15 protein-coding genes and 1 pseudogene are annotated in these 20,904 nt (G+C 59.7%); 9 read left to right on the forward strand and 7 right to left on the reverse strand.

The window, feature by feature from the left end; genetic code table 11:
• Positions 1-11 precede the first annotated feature (11 nt).
• On the reverse strand, positions 12-1,169 hold the full coding sequence (locus tag ACTG2O_RS11545; protein ID WP_439975788.1) for an efflux RND transporter periplasmic adaptor subunit: 1,158 nt from the start codon (positions 1,167-1,169) through the stop codon (positions 12-14).
• Between the two features lie 158 nt (positions 1,170-1,327).
• On the opposite strand from ACTG2O_RS11545, the gene ACTG2O_RS11550 reads away from it, so the two are divergent.
• The 3 genes from ACTG2O_RS11550 to ACTG2O_RS11560 all read left to right on the forward strand — a co-directional run bounded on the left by ACTG2O_RS11550 (position 1,328) and on the right by ACTG2O_RS11560 (position 7,448).
• Complete coding sequence (locus tag ACTG2O_RS11550; RefSeq protein WP_439976660.1) at positions 1,328-2,056, forward strand: response regulator; 729 nt, start codon at positions 1,328-1,330, stop codon at positions 2,054-2,056.
• Complete coding sequence (locus tag ACTG2O_RS11555; protein ID WP_439975790.1) at positions 2,053-3,138, forward strand: ATP-binding protein; 1,086 nt, start codon at positions 2,053-2,055, stop codon at positions 3,136-3,138. Before ACTG2O_RS11550 ends, ACTG2O_RS11555 begins: the two co-directional genes overlap by 4 nt.
• A gap of 434 nt (positions 3,139-3,572) precedes the next feature.
• Positions 3,573-7,448, forward strand: a complete 3,876-nt coding sequence (locus tag ACTG2O_RS11560; RefSeq protein ID WP_439975792.1) for an SNF2-related protein — start codon at positions 3,573-3,575, stop codon at positions 7,446-7,448.
• A 155-nt stretch (positions 7,449-7,603) separates the two neighbouring features.
• Here the strand turns inward: ACTG2O_RS11560 and ACTG2O_RS11565 are convergent.
• Positions 7,604-8,496: pseudogene (locus tag ACTG2O_RS11565) on the reverse strand (DNA replication terminus site-binding protein).
• Between the two features lie 523 nt (positions 8,497-9,019).
• Here ACTG2O_RS11565 and ACTG2O_RS11570 point away from each other — a divergent pair.
• Entirely contained in the window at positions 9,020-9,229 is a 210-nt protein-coding gene (locus tag ACTG2O_RS11570) for a DUF1127 domain-containing protein (RefSeq protein WP_005337823.1), read from the forward strand.
• Between the two features lie 189 nt (positions 9,230-9,418).
• Here ACTG2O_RS11570 and ACTG2O_RS11575 read toward each other — a convergent pair.
• Positions 9,419-10,638, reverse strand: a protein-coding gene (locus ACTG2O_RS11575) for an IS3 family transposase (RefSeq protein WP_439975195.1) whose coding sequence is annotated in 2 segments (ribosomal slippage) — positions 9,419-10,290 and positions 10,290-10,638 — 1,221 coding nt in all. Because the reading frame shifts where the segments join, the coding sequence is not laid out codon by codon here.
• A 208-nt stretch (positions 10,639-10,846) separates the two neighbouring features.
• Between ACTG2O_RS11575 and astE the strand changes: the two genes are divergently transcribed.
• Positions 10,847-11,872 carry a succinylglutamate desuccinylase gene (astE, locus tag ACTG2O_RS11580; RefSeq protein WP_439975794.1) on the forward strand — a complete coding sequence of 342 codons (1,026 nt, stop codon included), beginning with the start codon at positions 10,847-10,849 and terminating at the stop codon, positions 11,870-11,872.
• Between the two features lie 360 nt (positions 11,873-12,232).
• Here the strand turns inward: astE and ACTG2O_RS11585 are convergent, their stop codons facing one another.
• Entirely contained in the window at positions 12,233-13,786 is a 1,554-nt protein-coding gene (locus ACTG2O_RS11585) for a LysM peptidoglycan-binding domain-containing protein (protein ID WP_439975795.1), read from the reverse strand.
• Between the two features lie 70 nt (positions 13,787-13,856).
• Entirely contained in the window at positions 13,857-14,621 is a 765-nt protein-coding gene (gene gloB / locus ACTG2O_RS11590; RefSeq protein WP_005337817.1) for a hydroxyacylglutathione hydrolase, read from the reverse strand.
• 72 nt (positions 14,622-14,693) lie between these two features.
• On the opposite strand from gloB, the gene ACTG2O_RS11595 reads away from it, so the two are divergent.
• Positions 14,694-15,416, forward strand: coding sequence for a methyltransferase domain-containing protein (locus ACTG2O_RS11595; protein WP_005361718.1), 723 nt, complete (start codon positions 14,694-14,696; stop codon positions 15,414-15,416).
• Here ACTG2O_RS11595 and rnhA read toward each other — a convergent pair.
• Positions 15,404-15,868, reverse strand: coding sequence for a ribonuclease HI (gene rnhA, locus ACTG2O_RS11600; RefSeq protein WP_439975797.1), 465 nt, complete (start codon positions 15,866-15,868; stop codon positions 15,404-15,406). The two genes, ACTG2O_RS11595 and rnhA, sit on opposite strands and share 13 nt — an antisense overlap.
• Before the next feature lie 79 nt (positions 15,869-15,947).
• On the opposite strand from rnhA, the gene dnaQ reads away from it, so the two are divergent.
• Complete coding sequence (dnaQ, locus tag ACTG2O_RS11605) at positions 15,948-16,682, forward strand: DNA polymerase III subunit epsilon (protein ID WP_236285391.1); 735 nt, start codon at positions 15,948-15,950, stop codon at positions 16,680-16,682.
• Positions 16,679-17,944 (forward strand): TIGR03503 family protein, encoded by a 1,266-nt coding sequence (locus ACTG2O_RS11610; RefSeq protein WP_031227836.1) that lies wholly within the window; start codon positions 16,679-16,681, stop codon positions 17,942-17,944. The genes dnaQ and ACTG2O_RS11610 overlap by 4 nt, the downstream gene beginning before the upstream one ends.
• A 102-nt stretch (positions 17,945-18,046) precedes the next feature.
• Here ACTG2O_RS11610 and ACTG2O_RS11615 read toward each other — a convergent pair whose 3' ends face one another.
• Positions 18,047-19,564: an HD domain-containing phosphohydrolase gene (locus tag ACTG2O_RS11615; protein WP_019446605.1), complete on the reverse strand. Its 1,518-nt coding sequence runs from the start codon at positions 19,562-19,564 to the stop codon at positions 18,047-18,049.
• 324 nt (positions 19,565-19,888) lie between these two features.
• On the opposite strand from ACTG2O_RS11615, the gene ACTG2O_RS11620 reads away from it, so the two are divergent.
• Positions 19,889-20,692 (forward strand): siderophore-interacting protein, encoded by an 804-nt coding sequence (locus ACTG2O_RS11620; RefSeq protein WP_019446606.1) that lies wholly within the window; start codon positions 19,889-19,891, stop codon positions 20,690-20,692.
• The last annotated feature ends 212 nt before the right edge of the window (positions 20,693-20,904 follow it).

Raw genomic sequence — 20,904 nt, forward strand, 5'->3', positions numbered from 1 at the left:
AACTCTCCGATTCAGCGAATGCCTCTGTCAGCCGGTTGGCTGACGGCGGGTAGTTGCCAGGGGGAGGCAATGACCTGACCCCCCGGGGTCAGACGGTCGATCCCTTCGATTACCACCTGTTGCCCGGCACTGAGCCCGGACGCGATGCGGTACTGGCTATTCACCAGTTCAGCGGTGTTGACCGGAACCAGCTGTGCCTGCCCCTGGCCATCCACCACCCACACGCTGGTCTGACCCGAGGTGCGAACTACCGCCTGCTGGGGCACGGTCAGGGCGTTGGCATAGCGGGCACGGGGAATGTGCGCCTGCACATAGAGGCCGGGCAACAGGCGCCGCTCAGGGTTATCCACCAGCACCCGCAGCAGTACGTCGCCGGTTCCGGCATCGACCTCGATACCGGAGAAGAGGATGCGCCCCTGCATGCCCAGCGGTGTGCCATTGCTGCCGAGGATCTCCACCGCCAGTTCCGGTGCCGTTGAGCCAGCCTGCTGGCGCAGGGATTCCAGCACCGAGGCCGGTTTGCGCACATCGACGTAGACCTGATCAATCTGCTGGATCCGGGCCATGGGGGTGGCATCGGTGGGCGACACCAGGGCCCCTTCACTCACCAGCGCCTGATCGATGCGCCCGGCGATGGGGGCCTCCACGCTGGCAAATTGCAGGTTCAGCTGGTGCCGGGCCAGAGTCGCCCTGGCCTGGGCTACATCGGCGGCCGCCTGATCCCGCTGGGAGATCGCATCGTCATAGGTCTGGCGGCTGATGGCGTCGGTGCGCAGCAGCGGCTTCAGGCGGTCAATCTGGATGCGGGCGCGGGCCAGCACGGCCTCGGCCCGTTGCAATGCGGCGGCGGCGCTGTCGACATCGGCCTTGAAGGGGGCCGGGTTTATCTGGAACAGCACTGTGCCTGCGTTGATCTCGGCGCCCTGCTCGAACAGGCGGCGCTGCACGATGCCGCTGATCTGGGCGCGAATGTCGGCGCTGCGCAGTGCCGCCACCCGGGCGGGCAGATCCTCGCTGATGACCAGCTCCCGACCAGTCAGAGTCAGCACCGATACCTGAGGAAGGGCGGGTGCCTCCTGCTCTTGCGGCGCGACATCGCAACCCGCCAACCCGAATGCGGCAATGACGGCGAGCAGGGCGCCCGCATACCGCTGTTTTACAAACATCATCCACTCACCTCGTTAAACCGTCTCTCCGGTGTGATGTGACCGGAGAGTGCATCGAGCGGCCATTATGGCGAGGGGCTATTGCGAATGATTCGAGGCTTTGTGGAGAATCCATGGAGGCGATGATAAAGTTCAACGCCACCTTTTTTTCGAGTCCGACTATGTCCCATCTCAATGCTTCCGCCAGCCCGGTGGGCCAGTCACTGGTACTGATTGCAGAGGATGAAGCCGAGATCGCCGACATCCTCGCCGCTTACCTGCAACGTCATGGCTTGCGCTCCCTGCACGCCGCCGATGGCCGTGAAGCGCTGGCCATGCATCAGGCATTCAAACCCGATCTCCTGCTGCTGGATGTGCAGATGCCGCAACTGGATGGCTGGCAGGTGCTCAGCGAGATCCGGGCGCGCGGCGATACGCCGGTGATCATGTTGACCGCCCTCGATCAGGATCTCGACAAGCTGATGGGGCTGCGCATGGGGGCGGATGACTATGTGGTCAAACCCTTCAATCCGGCCGAAGTGGTGGCGCGAGTGCAGGCCGTGCTCAGGCGCACCCGGGCCGTAAAGCCTGCCACGGCGAACGTGTTGCGGGTCGGCCAGTTTCAGATCGATCTGGAGAGCCACGAGGCCAGCATTTTCCGCGATCACCAGCAGCAGGTGCTGGTGCTGACCCTGACCGAGTTCAAGTTGCTCGCCTCTTTGATGCGGGCGCCGAAACGGGTGTTCAGCCGCGCCGAACTGCTGACTCACTGCTTGCCGGAGGGGGATACTCAGGAGCGTACAGTGGATAGCCACATCAGCAAGTTGCGCAAAAAACTGGAGACACACGGCATTCAGGGGGTCCCCGCCAGTGTCTGGGGCGTTGGCTATCGCTTCGGGGGCGATGCATGAAATCGGCGCCCAGCCTTCGCAGGCAGATCATCCGCTCTCTGGGCTTGATGACGCTTGGTATCATCTCCCTCGCGGTGATCGGCACCTATGTGTTTTATGGCATCGCCGTGGCGTTTGTGCCGGGCAGCATCTCCGAGACCTGGGTGCCCTCCAGAGTCGAGATGATCTGGATCGGCTCCACCATTCTCATTGCATTGGGTATGGCGCTGTACGTGGCGGTTCGCCTCTCTCGCCGCATCCTGACTCCCCTCAACTCGGTGGCAACCAGCCTGCGCGAGGTGGCCGAGGGTAAACTCGATGCCCGCGTGCCGGAGGATGAGCAGGCGATCGGGGAGACGGCGCAACTGGTGCGCGACTTCAACGCCATGGCCGAGCGGTTGCAGAGCATGACCCGCGAGCGGGAGTTCTGGAATGCTGCCATCGCCCACGAGTTGCGCACTCCGGTGACCATTTTGCGCGGCCGCTTGCAGGGGCTGGCCGAAGGGGTATTTCCTCCCAGCAGCGAACTCTTCGAGGGGTTGCTGCGCCAGGTCGAGGGGCTCAATCACCTGATCGAGGATTTGCGGGTATTGAGCCTCAACGACAGCGGCCATCTGGAGTTGCAGCGGACCGAGGTCAGGCTGGCCGACGAGCTTGCCGTGGTGCTTGAGGCGTTTGCCAGCCCTCTGGCGGCGAGTGGATTTGTGTTGCAGCGGGAGCTCGATAGCGAACTTCATGTCTGCTGCGATCTGTTTCGTATCCGTCAGGCTCTGATGGCGCTGTTGGAAAATGCCCAGAAGCACGCGCTGCCTGGCCTGCTGACCGTGCGGCTGCATCGCTCGGAGAGAGTGTGTGTCCTGAGTGTGGAAGATGAGGGGCCAGGCATCAGCGAGGAGATCGCCGCCTGTATCTTCGATGCGTTTCGTCGGGGAGATCCGTCACGCTCGCGCAAGAGCGGCGGCAGCGGACTCGGACTCGCCGTGGTCAAGGCGATTGCCGAGGCGCACGGTGGCAGCGCGGTTTGCCAAGCTACCGGACGGGGAGGGAGCCGATTCGTGCTCTCCTGGCCCATCTCGGCCATGTCCGGTGGTCCTGAAATCTAGCCTAGGGGCGACAGGTTCTGATGAAGCTAATACAGCTGACAGCTGCCCGCACAGGGGCGTTCGACAAGCGACTGCCATAAGGGTTTTCACCGCTTTGCCGGGTGAGCAGGAGGGGCTGGGACATGGCTCATTTGGCGCGAAACCATGGTTTTTAGCCGCCAAAAATTGAAACCGTTTTCAGAAATCCTTTTCAACTGTGATCCGCTTCAAAGCTTTTTCGGGCGCCAACCTCTAGCATTGGCTCCACGAATTAGGGGCTAGCGCTCCCGATTTTCCCGCTGTGGGAGGTAACCGGATGATCCGGCTATTTCCTTCGTTACTTTCGACGGTCATCATGGATGGCCGTTTTTTTTTTGAGTTATTTCACGGTAAAGGGTCGAGCCGCTGGCGCTTTACCGTTAAAATTCCGCTTTTGCACTTGCCCGTGAGTCTTGATGTCTGCGTCCACCCTCTCTTCGGATAGTTATGCCCTGCTCGCAACCCTGCAATTGCAGCGCGTTGCCAGTACCCGTTTGCTGCAAGAACAACTGGCGATAGGCCATGCCCTGATCGATAAACTGACCCGATTGCAGGATGCGGGGCTGGTCAGATTGCGCGGGGAGCAGCAGTGGAGCCTGACCGCCGAGGGGACGCTGGCGCTGATCCTGGGGGTGCGTGCCGGTCTCTGCCCGGCGCCGGACTGGAGCCGGGTGCCCTCATTGACCGGGCAGGATCTCACCCATGCGGTGGTGCGCGAGCTCTGCCGCGGCAAAGCGGGGGAGATCCCCACCTATTTCTCGGCCAGCGATCTGCTGACCCTGCTTGATACCCCGGACGCTCACCAGTTGCTGGCTGGCTCCAGCCCCGCCTGGCAGCAAATGTTGCTGGAGCACTTCTCGCTGCAACTCTTGCTCGATGCCCCCTATGAAGAGCGCTGGCCGCTGGCCAATGCGCTGGTGCGCTGCGCCCCCGAGGTGCAGGCCCGGGCCAAAGCGTTCGAGGCGGAGTGGCGCTGGCTCTGCGGGGATGGCGAGTGCACCTCGCCAACCGGCGAGGACAAGGATGCCGCCCCCGGCTGGCCAGCCCTGCAGGCGCTGGCCCAGCAGAGCCAGAGCGGCCCGCTTGGCGAGCGACTGCTCACCGCGCTGGGCCAGTGGCAGGCAACCGATGAGGGTGAAGCGGGCCAGTGGCCCCGTTCATTCAGCGCCCTGCTCTGGCTTGGCTGGTTGCAACAGGCCGATCCCGTCATCGCCAGCGAACAGCGCAAGAAGTGGCAGCGCAGTCTGACTGGCCAGTTCCCCCTGCTTGCCGACTTGCTCAGCCAGTGGGCGGGCGATCGCCACGGTCAGGCGGTCGGCCTGTTCGATACCCTGCAGCTGCCGGTGGAGGAGCTCCACTGGGGCTATCTCTGGCTCGATCTCTGTGCGCTGGCCCGTCACGGTGCCCAGAGCCCGCAGGTGGCCATGTTGCACAAGTGGGATCTCTCCCATCTGCTCGATGCCGAGCCCCATCATCGCCTGATGGCCTTTTGTCAGGATCTGCTGCGCATCTTGTTGGGCGAGGCGGCCAAAGGGGCGCCCTTGTGCCAACTGCGCGGCAGTGAGGAGAGTACGCAAGAGGGCAGTGACGAGCAGGATGATGACGGGGACGAGGATAAAACCGCGGCCTCTGCCAGCTGGCTCAACTGGTTGCAGGGGCTGGGACGTTCCAGTGGCGTACGCAAGCCGCAGGAGCGGCTGGTGTGGCTGCTCCATGCCGACGGCCCCGAGCTGGAGTGCAAGATCCAGAAGCTGAGCACCAAGGGGGAGTGGACCGCCGGTCGCCGGGTCGATCCGGCCCTGCTCTCTACCCAGTATGCAGCCATGCTCGATGAGCACGACTGGGCACTGGTTCGCACCCTGCCACGGGTGATGGGACGACTGCCGCGGGATGTCTGGGCGCCGCTGGCCGATCACCCCCGTTTGTTCAACGCCAAGGGGCAAAAGCTGCAACTGGCCATCAGCGCCCCCCTGCTGCAGGTGGTGGCCACCGAACAGGGGATGAGCGCGCAGCTCTGCCCCGATGCGGCCGCCCGCGGGGCCCATATCATGCCGCTGGCGCAGGATCTGTGGCAGCTGATCCTCACTCCGCAGCCGCTGCTCGACCGCTTGCCAGCGCTCGAATCCATCCCGCTGCTGCCCGCCGAGGGGCTGGCCGAGTTGCAACGCACCCTGGACGCCATTCCCGAGCTGCCCTGGCACAGTCAGGTTGCGGGGCTTAGCGGCAACGCCGAACTGGCTCCCTGGCCGGGCATTCCTTCGGTGCAACTGGATTGGCAGGATGGTCAGCTGTCGGTCAAGCTGGTGACCCGCTTTGAGGATCTGCCGCCCCAGCCCCTTGGCAAGGGGGAGGCGATCGTGCGGCAGGGGATCAAGGCGTACCACTACTGGCAGCGGGATCTCGGGGCCGAGAAGGGGCAGGCCCAGCTACTGCGCAATCAACTGCCCATCGGCCTGCCCGGCAGCGAGTGGCTGCTGCAGGGGGAACAGGCGCTGGCGCTGGTTAATGCCCTGCCCGAGCTGGTGGATGCCGGCGTGGTCATTCACTGGCATCAGGACAGCGCTCGCCTCAAGAGCCTCGATGAAGCGGCTCTGAGCCTGCGCATCGAGCGGCGGCAGGACTGGTTCCAGGTCGAAGGGGCGCTGGCGCTTGATGAGCACCAGATCCTCGACCTGCGCCTTATTCTGCGTCAGATGACCCCGGGGCAGCGCACCGTTCAGCTCGACGAGAAGACCAGCCTGATGCTGAGCGACAAGTTGGTGGAGCGGCTCACCATGCTGGGGGCCATGCTCGATGAAGAGCAGCGGATCAACAACAAGCTGGCCTATCCGCTCACTCGCCTGCTCTCGGTCATTACCACCGAAGGGGATGCAGCGTGGCAATCCCTTCAGCAGGAGTGGCAGCAGGAGGTCGATTGCCCGGACGAGCTGCTTACCTCCCTGCGGGACTATCAGAAAGAGGGGGTGCGCTGGATGGCGACCCTGGCCCATCACGGTTTTGGTGCCTGTCTGGCCGATGACATGGGTCTGGGCAAGACGCTGCAGGCGCTGATTGTGTTGCGCATGCGCCAGCACCTTGGCCCTGCGCTGGTGGTGGTGCCCAAGTCAGTGGTCACCAACTGGCAGGAGGAGGTGGCCCGTTTCGCCCCCGAGCTGGATGTGGTGGTGTTCGAGAATCCGGCCGAGCGGGAGGGGATTATTCGCGAGGCCAAGGCCGGTCAGGTGATCCTCATCAACTACGGCATGCTCGGCAGCCTGGCGGAGGCGCTCAAGTCCCGCCGCTGGTCCTCCATGGTGCTTGATGAGGCGCAGCAGATCAAAAACGCCGGCACCCAGCGCGCCAAGCTGTTGTTCCAGCTCGACGGCGATTTTCGCCTCGCCCTCTCCGGCACCCCCATCGAGAACCATCTGGGGGAGCTGTGGAGCCTCTTCACCTTTATCAACCCGGGGCTGCTCGGCAGCCTTGGCGAGTTCAAGCGCCGCTTTGGCAAGGCGGTCAAGGATCCCCAGCACATGGCGCTGCTGCGGGCGGTGATCAGCCCCTTCATCCTGCGCCGTCTCAAGCAGCAGGTGCTGACCGAGCTGCCGGACAAGACCGAGATCATCCACCACATCAGCCTCTCCCCCGAAGAGCGCCAGCTCTACGAGGCGACCCGGCGGGAAGTGGTGCAGCAGGTGCAAAGCGCCGATGGCCGCGCCTTGATGCATGTGCTGAGTGGCCTGACCCGGCTGCGCCGTCTCTGCTGCTCACCGGAGCTGGTGATGCCCGAGTGGTCACAGACCAGCAGCAAGCTGAACGAGGCGATGGCCCTGCTGGAAGAGGCGATCGACGGCGGTCATCGGGTGCTGGTGTTCAGCCAGTTCGTCGATCTGCTGAGCCTGCTGCGGGCCCGCATCGAGCAGAAATCCTGGGATTACTGCTATCTGGATGGGGGCTGCTCTGCCAAGTCCCGTCAGGACTCCATCCTGCGTTTTCGCCACGAGGAGGTGCCGCTGTTCCTCATCAGCCTCAAGGCAGGGGGGACCGGCCTCAACCTCACCCAGGCCGATACCGTGCTGCACCTCGATCCCTGGTGGAACCCGGCGGTGGAAGATCAGGCGAGCGATCGGGCGCACCGGATGGGCCAGACCCAGCCGGTGACCGTGTACCGGCTGGTGTGCGAGCAGACGGTGGAGGAGAAGATCGTCGCTCTGCACGACGAGAAGCGGGCGCTGGCCGATGGCCTGCTGAGCGGCCAGTCCGAGGTGCGCGGGCTGGATGTGGAGAGCTTGCGGGCCCTGCTGATGGGCTGATTGGCGACGCCGCCTTCCACACCACCTATCGATACAGACAAGGGGAGAACATCCAGGATGTTCTCCCCTTTCTTATTTGGGGTGCTGATGCGGGATACTTCGTTTATCGCGGCAAGGCGGCCCAGCTATCCCTGATCCAGCTATTCCTGATCCAGTCACCCCTGATAGAGATAGAGGTGCAGCCGCTCGATGATGGGCTCGCCGCCAATCTTGCGATCTCGCCGCGCCTGCCGGCTCTTGGGGGGATAGTTGCCCAGATGGGTGACTGCAGGCGGGGTATCCGAGCAGAGCAGCAGAGGCAGGCTCGCCTTGATCTGCTGCTTGCGCGGGGTGCGCTCCAGCCAGAGCAGGTTGATCATCGGGTGGGTCTTGACCGGGCGGCGGATCCGCAGCTCGGCATCGGCGGGCAGACGGCGAATGTCATAGACCTCCTGATCCACCATCTTGCTCCACTCCTCGTTGTTGGAGAGGGCCGGTATATAGCGGCGGCTGCGCTCCAGCATCTCAAGCACCTGCTCGCGACTTAGGCGATTGATGGTCTGCTTGTCAGCCCAGGTAAAGCCGAGGGATTGCAGCTCCCCTGCCAACAGGGTCAGTTTGCGGTAGACCTGCAAGGTGATCACTCCGGGCAGGGCGGTATGTACCAGCTCGAACTTCTCGTCCCGTCCCCCGCCTGCTGCACCAACGCCTTGAAATCGAGCTTGTGCTGGTTGATCTCCTCAACCAGCGGTTGGATCAGCGGAGCGGCGGCGGCAGGAAAGCGCAACCAGCCGGGCAACCGGTGAGTCGCCTTGGTGGAGCAGCCGGGACGGGCGCTGTGGTCCCGATAAGCGGCGAGGGTGGCCGCCAGCGCGGCTTCACCGTTGAGATAGCCCACCTCAATTTGCTCGATCGGGTCGTGCTCTTCCCCCTGTGGCACCGGGGGGAGGGGATAAACATGGGCCTCCTGCAGTTCGAGCTGGCCAAGCAGATCGGCCAGCTGGTTGAGAGCGGCTTCAATGGCGGCCATCTGTTGACGCAGGGCGGCGGTCGGGGTAAAGGTATCCATCGATGATCCTGTGGTTTCATCCGCCTCTGACGGCATAAACGATGGCGTCAGGGCAGAGGAATAAACTACTGTATAAATAACCATACCAGCATGCCGGTTGCGCGCCAAGAGGGGCGTTTTCGGGTCTTCATCGAGGGAGCTGCGCGGGAGGAAAAGTAAGTTTGTTTTATGTTTCATTGTGTTAATTTAAGATCACCAAGAGATCGAAGAATTAACAATAGAATGTAATGACGGGGTTGCCAGCCATGGCGCGTCCATTGGCGAGTGCATAGGCAATGCGGTAAATTGCATATGTAAGGTGGTGCCATGCAGCACAATATGCTGCGGGCCGTAGATGGTCGAATAGTGACTTAATTATTCTTTATAAATCAAAGCATTAAAATTGTATCAGTCAGTTTTTTACTATTAGTTTTCCTAATGTAACGTATCAAAATTCGTCAATTGAGTCGGCCCTGCTCCCTGACTAAGCTTTGCGCATCAAATAAAGCCCAGTGCGTAAACAAATATTCAGAGGAGCCACATCATGGCCAACATGACTTATACCGAAACCGGTTACCAGCATTCCAGCCAATTGAATCTGGTTGCTCGCGTTAAAATGACCGTTCTGACCTGGCTGGAGCGCAGCCGCAGCCGTCGCCAGCTCTCCGAGCTGCCCGAGTACCTGCTCAAAGACATCGGCCTGAACGAAGCTGACCGTTATCAAGAGACCACCAAGCCGTTCTGGCGTGGTTGATCAGCCGGGCATGGATGCCTTGTTTTTCTGATGAGTCGTTTGCTGTTCTGCCCCGTGGCGCCCGGCCGCCAAGTCTGTCATTGTCTGTTTTATATCCCCCGTTTTCCCCCTGTTATTTGTTGGTCCTTTTTCCTCTCCTCTGTCTAGTCCTGAAATAGGTTTACACATTTTCGGCTAGCTTTGCTCCACTCAGAACCCCCTATGTACCGCATCGGGGGTTCTGTATTTCAACGCATGATGCGGCCGCTCCGCGTTGTAAATATCCACTGCTTCACGCACCATTTCCCGCGCTTGCGTCAAATCCTGCGGGCTTTGCAACAATAACTCTCCTTTCAAAATCCCGTTCACCCGCTCCGCCAACGCATTCTGGTAGCAGTCATACCCATCCGTCATCGAGCATTTCACCCCGTACCGTTCATGTAATGACTGATACAGCCCAGAGCAATACTGCACGCCGCGGTCAGAGTGATGGATGAGTTCACCGCCGCCACGTCGTTGCTTCAGTGCTTTCTTGAACGCCATCGCCACCGATTCGGCGTGCATCCCTTCGTGCACGTGATGGCCCACTATCTTGCGTGAGTAGGCATCCGTCACCAGGCTCAGGTACAGCGGCCCGCTTCTGGCTGGCAGATAGGTGATATCAGCGACCCAGACCTGCTCCGGGGCCACCGGTGTGACCTGCTCTGGCCCCGCCTTGAGCAAGTTGGGATGACGGTAGAAACGGTGAAAACTGTGGGTGGTCTTGTGATACGCCCGCCTGGGCTGCACCAGCAGGCGGTGCTCGGCCAATATCTGAAACAGCCTGTCCCGCCCGACCTTGAGCCCGCCATCATCCTGACCCTGCAGCAGATAATGCAGCTTGCGAGTGCCCACCCGCGGTTGTCGCAGTCGAACCTGACGCACAAAACGCACCACTTGCAATCCCTGTGCATGGCGCTCGTCGGCGACCCGATTGCGCTTGTAGTAAGCCTGCCGGCTTATCCCCAGAAACAGGCAAGCCCTGACAATGGTCAGCCTCTCGACTTGCCGCTGCGAGAGGACTTGCCGGGTCGCTTTTTTACGATGGAGACGCCGTAGTCATTCTTCAGTACATCGACGACGGCCTCAAAGAACTGGGCCTTCTGACTCATCAACGCCAGCTGTTGCTCAAGTTCCTTGATGCGCTGTTCGGGCGTCTGATTGTCGTGGTCAGGCATGGTGATGCTCCTGCCGGCACGCACAGAAGCCCCCTGGCTCCAATCTTGCCGACCATGTTTACGCAACCATACCAGAACGGTGGAGCGGCCCTGAATGCCATAACGCACCTGAGCCTGTTTGTAGGTGAGCTCGCCTTTTTCAATCTGCTCGACCAGCGCCAGTTTAAAAGTCAGCGAGTAATCGCGCTGTGTCCGTTTCACACCTTGTCCCATCGGGCTCTCCATTTATTGGGGGGAAAGGTGTAAACCATATTCAGGACGGGACACTCTTTATTCCACATTGCTACTGCCATTGCTGTCGTCGTTCGATTGTTATCACACTTGTATCGTTAATGTTTGAATTTGTTTAAAAAACGATTTTAAGCCGCGATGCCTTGCGTATAATCCGGCCATAGTATTCCAGCGCGAGAGGGTGAGACGGATGATTCCCCAGCACGATTTTTTGGCCTTGACCCGCAGCCATGAGTGGCAGCTTGAGCCCTTTGAGTTTGCCCTGCCCGATGGTGCGCGGGTCAGCGTCTGGGATACCGGCGTGCTCTGTCTGGAGCCTGCCAGTGGCGCGGGCGACCAGCCGGGAGGACGCAAGGATATCGTCCTCTCCTGCGGTATCCACGGCAACGAGACTGCCCCCATCGAGATTTGCAACCAGCTGCTGAGCCGTCTGCTCTCAGGCGAGCTGAGCGCCCGCCATCGGGTGCTGTTCCTGTTTGGCAATCCGGCGGCGATGAATCTGGGGCTGCGAGAGGTGGAGGAGAACATGAACCGGCTCTTCTCTGGTGCACACAGCAAGAGAGAGGGGCTCTGCAATCGGGAGCGGATCCGCGCCATGCGCCTCGAGCAGTATGTGAGCCGCTTCTTTGCCGATCCGGCTCGTCCCCGTTACCACTACGACCTGCACACCGCCATTCGCGGTTCGCGCCACGAGAAGTTTGCCGTCTACCCCTTCCCCCACGAACGGCCTCACTGCCGCGAGCAGGTGCAGTTCCTCGGCGCCTGCGGGGTGCGCACTATTCTGCTCTCCGCCAGCCCGACCACCACCTTCAGCTACTACAGCTCCCGCCAGCATGGGGCCCATGCCTTCACGGTGGAGCTGGGCAAGGTGCGCCCGTTTGGCGAGAACGACATGACCCGCTTTATCGAAACCCGCCAAGCGCTGCAGGAGCTGGTCACTCAGGATGAGGTGGCACTGGAGCCGTGGCGGGCGGATGATTTCACTCTGTTTGCCATCGATCGGGTGATCACCAAAAAATCGGCGGACTTTCGCTTCCTGTTCGCCAGCGATGTGGACAACTTCACCGAATTCCCCCAAGGGTTCGTGCTGGCCGAGGATGGTGAGCTGCGTTACACCGTCGAGAAGCCGCGTGAGGCGGTAGTCTTCCCCAATGCCAACGTGGCGATTGGCCAGCGCACCGTGTTGCTGGTGGTACCAACCCGGCTCTGGGAATAAGCCGTGCAATAGCCCCTGGGGGGCGGGTATGAATCGTATGCAGACAATCGGGCGAATGGGGTTTTCCGCTCTCTTTCGGCCGATTTGGTCATGCCATGGGATGAGAGGTGCGGTATAAGTAAAAGTTGGGGCATTTTGGGAAATGCCATAAATCCAGCTTATAGTGACCAGCAAGCTCTCCGGGATGGCAACAGAGAGTGCCCGCAAGGCCGCTCAAGGGGTTGGCCGATCGGTGGTGGCTGCGGTTGACCAATGCTGCGAGGGGTGAAGGGGATGAGTTTTGTGGTGGGAAATAGAGGGAATAAAAAAACGGAGCCAGTCATCTGACTGGCTCCGTTTTTTAATGGCGTTGGTGGGGGATCAGCTGTTGTTCTTCACAAACAGGGTGATCTCCTGGCCCGGCTTCAGGTAATCCCCTTTATCCAGCTGGTTCCAGCGCATCACATCGTTGATGGCCACCTGGAAGCGAGCCGCGATGGAGGAGATGGAGTCGCCACGGCGAACCTGATACACCATCGATTTGTCGCTCTTCTTCCCTTGCTTGGGATAGACCACCAGCTTCATGCCTGGCTTGAGCGCCGACTTGGCATTCAGACCATTCCACTTGGCGAGCTCTTCGTGGGAGACGCCGTGTGCCTGGCTGATGCTCCACAGGTTGTCACCCGAGCGCACCTTGTAACTGACTTTGGCCTTCTGGCTGCTGCCACGGCTTGCCAGCTGTTGCGGTTTGCTGGCGGAGCTGGCCTTGCTGCTGACCTGACCGTGGGTCGGGATCACCAGTTGCTGACCGCGACGCAGGTTGTTGCTGCGCAGATTGTTGGCCAGCTTCAGCTCGTTCACGCTGACGCCATGATTCTGGGCGATGCGCGACAGGGTATCGCCACTGGTGACCTGATAGGAGCGGGTACGAATACGCTCGCTCTTGGGTAGATCTGCCAGTGCCAGCTCCAGGGTATCGGCATACTCTACCGGTACCAGCAGGCGGTAAGGGCCACGGGGCGAGATCACGCCACGGCTCAGGGCCGGATTGACCTCCTTGAGCTGTGACGTGCGCAGACCGGCCAGTTGGGCGGCCACATTCAGATCGATCTGGCTGCCGGTCTCCACCACTCGCAGCTTCGGCTCGTTGGCGAGCACCGGCAACTGGATATTGTACTTGTCCGCATTGCTGATCATGTCAGCCATGGCGAGGATCTTGGGCACATACATCCGGGTTTCGCGGGGCAGATCGAGCGACCAGTAGTCGGTCGGTTTGCCTGCGCGCTGGTTACGCTGGATGGCGTTGCGCACCCGTCCTTCACCGGCATTGTAGGCGGCCAGCGTTTGCAGCCAGTCACCGTCAAAGAAGCGGTTCAGGTACTCCAGATAGTCGAGCGCCGCATTGGTGGAGGCCAGCACATCGCGCCGTCCGTCATACCAGTGGTCGTGGCGCAGACCGAAGTTTCTGCCTGTCGCTGGCACAAACTGCCAGAGTCCGACGGCATTGCTGCGGGATCGGGCATGGGGATCAAACATGCTCTCGATCATCGGGACAGTAATAAGCTCCATTGGCAGCTCACGCCGTTCAATCTCCTCTACCATCAGATAGAGGTAGGGTTCAGCCCGGCTGGCAATGGTCGCCAGATGCTTATCATTGCGCAACAGCCACTCACGTTGCTGGCGGATGCGCGGGTTGTCCGGAGTTTCCAGTTGCATATCATCGCTGATACGCACCCACAGATTGTCCGTATCTTCCATTTCGTCCAGCTGTTCATCGCCAAACAGGAAATGGGAAGAGTGTTTTTTATGCGCTTTTTTCTTGACCTGGGGGGACTTGATCGGCTCGATTGCCGTTAGCGCCCGGTCATCCTGATGGCTCAGGTTTTGGCAGCCGCTGAGCAACAGCGCTGCCAATAAGGCCGTTCGTACCTTCATCTCGTTCCGGTCATTTTTAGGAAAAACAGCTCGCATCATAAGGGGCAATGGCCCCCTGATCAAGGTTTGTTCAAAAAACGTCCTTCCACTGACGCAGGATGGTGAAGGTATCTACCGGATTTTCCACGCATTTTAGCCCATGTTTTTCAGCAGAAAATTTCACTGAATCCTGTTCGCAGCGCAGAAAAATGTTGAAAGTGCGTTCGTCACCCAGCCGGGTTGGCAGGCTTGGCAGCCCTTGTTGCCGCAGTTTGCTGATCAGCCCGATCTGGCGGCGGATCGCCGGGTTGTCCGGTTCGACCGCATAGGCAAAACGCAGGTTGGAGAGGGTGTACTCGTGGGCACAATAAATGAGTGTCTCATCGGGCAGGGCGGCGAGTCGTTGCAGCGAGTGGTACATCTGCTCCGGCGTCCCTTCAAACAGGCGGCCACAACCGGCCGAGAAGAGGGTATCGCCACAAAACAGCATGCCGTTACCGTGGTAGGCGATGTGGCCGCGAGTGTGCCCGGGCACATGGATCACCTCGAGGGCGAGGCCGTGCCAGTTGATCTGATCGCCATCTTCCAGCCACTGACCGTGGTGATCCGGCATCGGGTCAAGTTTGGGGCCATAGAGCCGGGCGTGGGGGAAGTGGGCAAGCAGGTCGGTGACACCCCCGACATGGTCGTGATGGTGATGGGTCAGCAGGATGGCATCGAGCACCAGCCCCAATGCCTCGAGCCGCTCCAGCACGGGTGCGGCATCGCCCGGATCGACCACCAGGCAGTGATTTTCGTGGCGGATCAACCAGATGTAGTTGTCATTAAAGGCTGGAACTGTGATCACTGGATACATGAGTCTGCTTCTCTTTAGGGAGGGTATCTTATATAACAGGATGGCGTTCGAAACCCCGAGTTGAGCCCTATTATGCAGGTGGCACGTACCGAACAACAAATCGAGATCCCGACCAGCTGGTCTGCATTGCCTATGGGTGACTGGGTGGCGGCCGAGATCCAGGATCGGCTCGACAACTGGTGCCCCAATCTGTTTGGGTATCATCTGCTGAAAATTGGCGCTCTGAGCGCTGAACTCTCCTGCAAACGCTCCTCCATTCGTCACCAGATCGGGGTCGCCCCCGGCGGGCGGCTGCTCGACATGTATGGTGATCCCCTCGATCTGCCGGTGCGGACCGGCAGCGTCGATGCCTGCCTGCTGGCTCACTGCCTTGATTTCTCCGCCGATCCCCACCAAGTGTTGCGCGAAGCCGAAAGAGTGTTGACCGACGATGGCTGGCTGATCATCAGTGGCTATAACCCCATGAGTCTGGTCGGGATCGGTCACTGTGTGCCGTTCTTGCGGCGCAGAATGCCCTGGTCGGCACGAATGTTCACCCCGGGGCGGGTGACGGACTGGCTGCATCTGCTGGGATGCGAGGTGATGTTCGACGAGCGCTTTGGTTATTCGTTTATGGGAAAACAGAGCTGGCACAGTTGGTGGCGAGAGAGTATCGGGCGGGATTATTGCAGGGCATTTGCATCGGTATACGTGATTGCGGCCCGTAAACGGCGCTTTCCACTGATCCCGGTGCGGCGGCGCTGGCAACTGCCAAAGTCCCTCGCCACACCGGGAATGGCCCGTCAGGGCTGGTAGCCGGTATCCTCGGCCAGATCCTTGCCGCAGGCGGCCTCTCTGGCCAGCTCGTCGCACCGTTCGTTCTCCGAGTGGCCGGAGTGACCCTTCACCCAGAGCCACTCAATCTGGTGGCGACCCACTTCCGCATCCAGCTCCTTCCAGAGATCGACGTTTTTGACCGGTTGCCGGTTGGCGGTCATCCACCCTTTCTTCTTCCAGCCGATGATCCACTGGGTGATCCCCTGGCGGACATACTGGCTGTCGGTAGTGAGGCGCACCTTGCACGGTTCGTTGAGGGTACGCAGCCCCATGATGGCGGCCATCAGCTCCATCCGGTTATTGGTGGTCAACTTGAATCCGGCGGAAATCTCTTTGCGGTGCTTGCCGTAGACCATCACGGCCCCGTAACCACCCGGGCCCGGATTGCCGAGGCAGGAGCCGTCGGTATAGACATCAATCTGTTTTAACATGAGCAATCAATCTGTTTTAACATGAGGCTTGGGGTAAACTAGCGAGTAAGTAAAGCCGAAGTTTGACATAGATTGGATCATGAACACACCCCAACTGAATCGCCAGATCATTCTGGATACTGAAACCACAGGTATGAATACGGCGGGCGGCCCTGTCTATCTGGGGCACCGCATTATCGAAATCGGCTGTGTGGAGGTGATCAACCGCAAGCTGACCGGTAACCACTATCACGTCTATATCAAGCCTGATCGTCTGGTCGACCCAGAAGCGATCCAGGTGCATGGTATTACCGACGAGTTCCTGCGTGACAAACCGTCGTTCAGCCAGATTGCCGACGAATTCCTCGAGTTCATCCGCGGCGCCGAATTGATCGCTCACAACGCACCGTTTGACGTGAGCTTCATGGACTACGAGTTCAGCAAGCTCGGACTCAACTTCAAGACGGCGGATATCTGCACCATCACAGATACCCTGGCGATGGCGCGGGATCTCTTCCCCGGCAAGCGCAACAACCTGGATGTGCTGTGCGATCGTTACGGTATCGACAACTCCCACCGTACCCTGCACGGGGCTCTGCTCGATGCGGAGATCCTGGCGGACGTCTACCTGCTGATGACCGGCGGCCAGACCAAACTCAATCTGGCCACCGAAAGCAACGAAAACGAAAGCAATCAGGACACCAGTATTCGCCGGTTAGAGAGCAACCGACCAGCCCTCAAGGTGGTGCGTGCCAGCGTCGAGGTTCAGGCCCTGCACGAGGCGAGACTGGATCTGGTAAATAAGAAAGGAGGAAGTTGTCTGTGGCGGCAATGAGCAAGTGGTGTGCCGGTCTGCTGCTATTGCTCTCGCTGGGGGCGACGGCGACCGAGGTATTTGCCCCTTCCGATATTCCGCTGCTGGATAACCGCTTTCGCATCGATTACGGCGTGAAGGAGATCACCTTCATCATCAAGCGCAAGCCGGGCACCCCGTCCGTGATCCTGGTTCGCCCCGATGGCAGCAAGCTTTACGTGGGCAAGGTCAAACCTGCCGATGTGGGTTGGCTGGCGTTGCCGGAGCATGATCTCATTACCCTGCGCAATCCCATGCCGGGCCCCTGGCAGGCGATTGGCGAGGTGGATCCCGACAACCGGGTGCGCATTCTCTCCGATATCCGGCTCGATATCGCCGCCCTGCCGATGCAGCTCTATCAGGGGGAGGTGGTCAAGCTCAAGGCGTGGTTGCTGATCAATGGTCAGCCGCCGAAAGATAAATACTATCTCTCTGACCTTGGCATGACCGTCAAGCTGCAATCGTTCAGCGATGCCGATAAGAAAGAGGTCGTGCTGGATCAAGTACTTGGCCACTATCGCGATGATGGCAAGGGGCTCGACGAAGTGCCGGGCGATGGCATTATGACGGCGGAGGTGACGCTGCAGGATATTCCCGGTGGCAAGTACCGCGCCATGTTCAGCACGGGCAATCAGGTGTTTGTCCGTGCCCGTTATCAGGATGTGCTGCTTTACCCCTATCCGTTCAGCTATAACTTGTCGCCGCCTTCGGATGAGCTGGGTGCCAAGCTCTCACTGCTAATCGACCGTGATGAGCTGGATCCCGCTTCCGTGGTTGTCAAGGGGAGTGTGACCAGCAATGTGGGCGGCCTCTACGAGTTCAGCGAGACCGCCAGCGATCCCAAGCTTGATATCGATCTCTCCAACATCAAGGAGGTCGGTCAGCATGAGGTGAAAGCAACCCTCTATGGCACCACTCGCCTCGGCCGTGAGCTGAAAATCGAGTTGCCGGTGAAAACCTTCAATGTCTTCCCACCACCGCCGCCTCCTGTAGAGGTGGTGTCGGCCGCCGCACCGGCCTCCAGTGCCGAGGCGACCCATGAAGCTCCTGCAGAGGAGGAAATGGGCTGGCTGATCTGGGCATTGGCGGGTGGTGGTGTGCTGCTTGCGGTATTGGGTGGGGTCGGGTTTGTGGTGATACAAAAACGGCGTGCCCTGAAGCGTGCTCTGGCCGCTGCGCAGGCCGAGAATCAGCAAGCCGGACAACCTGCTGCCAAGCTGGATCTCAATCTGCCAGAGCAGTAACCCTCGTACTTCTCGCTCTGAAGTGACGTGATGCCAGATATAGAAAACCGCCCTGATAAGCAGGGCGGTATTTTTGAGTTCATAAACAGAACAAGCTGGCTATCAGTGTTCGCCGATATAGACATCCTTGTTCTGCTCGCGGATCTCGAGGAACTTGTCCAGATTGGCCATCATCAGCTCGACCAGCTGGGGGTCGAAATGCTGCCCTTTCTCCTCTTCAATCAGGGCCAGCACCTTGTCCAGCGGCCATGCCTTCTTGTAGCAGCGATCCGAACCCAGGGCATCGAACACGTCAGCCAGCGCCACAATTCGCCCCTCCAGCGGAATATCCGTCCCTTTCAGACCGCGGGGATAGCCACTGCCATTCCACTTCTCATGGTGATTGCCAGCGATGGTGGCACCAATCTGAAACAGCGCCAAATCGCTGCCGGAGAGCATATCCTGCCCGAGCTGGGCGTGGGTTTTCATGATCTCCCACTCCTCCGGTGTCAGCTTGCCCGGCTTGTGCAAGATGGCATCGGGAATTCCCACCTTGCCAATGTCATGGAGCGGCGAGGCACGTTTCACCAGCTCGCTCTGCTCTTCGCTCATGCCCATCAGGTGGCAGAATTGTTCGGTATAGAGCGCGACCCGTTTGACGTGCAGCCCTGACTCTTTTGAACGGGTTTCGACCAGTTCGCCGATGCGATAGATGATCTCCCGCTGGTTGTCGGCGATCACCTCATTGAGCCGGATATTCTCCAGCGCCACTATGATGTTTTCGGTAAACAGGGTCAGCAGACTGGTATCGATCTGGCTGAGCTGGCGGGTGGTCTCGATGTGGAACAGCAGGTGGTGGCGCGGATTCTGGCAGTAGAGCACCATCTGGGTGGCGTTATAGACATTGCTGCGCTTGCTCATAGCCTGGCGCAGGATCTCCGGCGCGTCCGTGAGGAGCATGGCGGGATGGCCGGGGAGCAGGGGCTCCAATACTTGATCCTTCACCTCATAGGCGTATTGCTTGACGTCGTATATCTGGGTTTCCCCCAGATGGAGCAAGGCGCTGAGCTGCTCCTGGGCTCCTTCGACAAACTGGCGCAAGGCCCGTTTCTCAAAGATCCCCTTGGAGGCTTCGATGACTTTTTCCAGCCCCTGGCGGTTACTCTCCAGGGTTCGGATATCCCGATAGGAGCGCAGGCTGGCCCGCAGCAGGGTGCGCAGCTTCTGGGAGGTGAGCTCGGTTTTATCCTTGTAGTCGTTGATGTCGTAGTTGGTGACCACGTCATCTTCCGGCGCCTGGCCGGGTTGGCCGGTACGCAACACGATGCGTACCATCTTGTTTTGCAGATCTTCACGGACGTATTTGACGACATCGAGGCCGGCGTGGTCGACCTCCATCACCACGTCCAGCAGCAACAGAGCAACGTCCGGGGTGGTGGCCAGTAACTCTTTGGCCTGCGCCGCGGAATAGGCATGCAGAAAATCGATGGGGCGATTGTCAAACTCGAATTTGTTCAAGGTGATTTTGGTGATGCGATGCACTTCAGGCTCATCGTCAACAATCATCACCTTCCAGCCCGCTTGCTGTGCGTCGGGGAGGGAGAGATCGTCATCATCAATAATCAGGATCTGGTCATCCATCATACAATCCTGTTTGGCATCCTGTGCTTACATTAACTGCTTCACTAAGGATAGGAAACTTATTGGGAAATAAAATTTGATCTCGAAAAACTATGGTCGAAATAAGCAAATGGAACCCTTTGTAACGGTGGCGTTGTCCGGCTGCTTTCTTTGCCCAATCATGGAGCTAGCGTGCATAAAGTCTATTTCTGGATTAGGGTGTGGACGCCAGTGGTTGGGGATGTTTGAATCCAGCTTGTAGCTATTAGACGAGAAATAATCTTATTTGATAGTGATTCCTATTTGCGTGTAGCATGGGCGACACACTCAACGAGGAGCCCCATCGTGTCCCCATCTCTGCCTCCCAATCGTCCCCGTCTGCTGACTGTCAAAGCCATTACCCAGATCACCCCCCATTTGCGTCGCATCACCTTTGGTGGCAGCGAGTTGGCTGACTATCCCTTTACCTGCGGTGGGGCCCATATCAAGGTGATGCTGGCCCAGCCCCATCAGGTAGAGCCGGTGCTGCCTGCAATGACCCCGAGCGGCCCGCGCTGGAGTGACCCGGCGGACAAGCCGGTTATCCGCACCTACACCATCCGCGCGTTTCGCCGTGATGAGCAGGAAATTGATATCGACTTCGTGCTGCACGGTGAAGGCGGGCCCGCCAGCGCCTTTGCTACCCATGCCAAGCCGGGAGAGAAGGTGATCCTCTCCGGGCCGGGTGGTCCCAACCCCATGCTGCAACCGGCCGATCACTACTGTCTGGTAGGGGATCTCACCGCCTTGCCCGCCATCATAGCGATGTGTGAGGTGATGCCTGCCGAGGCCAGAGGGGAAATTGCGATTCTGGTGCCGGATCGGGCCGATGCTCAACCGTTGACGCTGCCGGTCGGGGTGCGCTGTCACTGGTTTGTCGGTGAGCCCGAGTCCAGCGGCCTGCTGGAGCATGTGATTGCTCTGCCGCTGGTGCGCGATGGTGGCTTCTTCTGGCTGGGTGGGGAAGAGGCGCTGGTGCTGCCGCTGCGCCGCCATTTTCGCTCCGTGCTTGAGGTGGATCGCCAGTCGCTCTACGCCGTGCCGTACTGGCGCCGGGGCAAGAGTGAAGAGGCCTATCACCAGACCCGTCACGATGTGATGGATAATTAAGCGGATGCGAAAGAATACCTGATTTACGCTTGCAAATAAAAATGATTTGCATTTAGTATTGCGCCGTCCCGATGTCAGTCGGTATGGCGCTTTTGTTATTGATGGCTGCGAGTGGCATAGCACAACGCAGGGCCTGCCGTAATGCACTGATGTTCGGGGTGATGGGGCATGGACGACTGTTCATGCCAATGAACTCCATCACTTTGCACCGG

The sequence above is a fragment of the Aeromonas sp. 61P genome, from assembly GCF_051919545.1.
In the GTDB taxonomy this organism is placed as follows: domain Bacteria; phylum Pseudomonadota; class Gammaproteobacteria; order Enterobacterales; family Aeromonadaceae; genus Aeromonas; species Aeromonas veronii.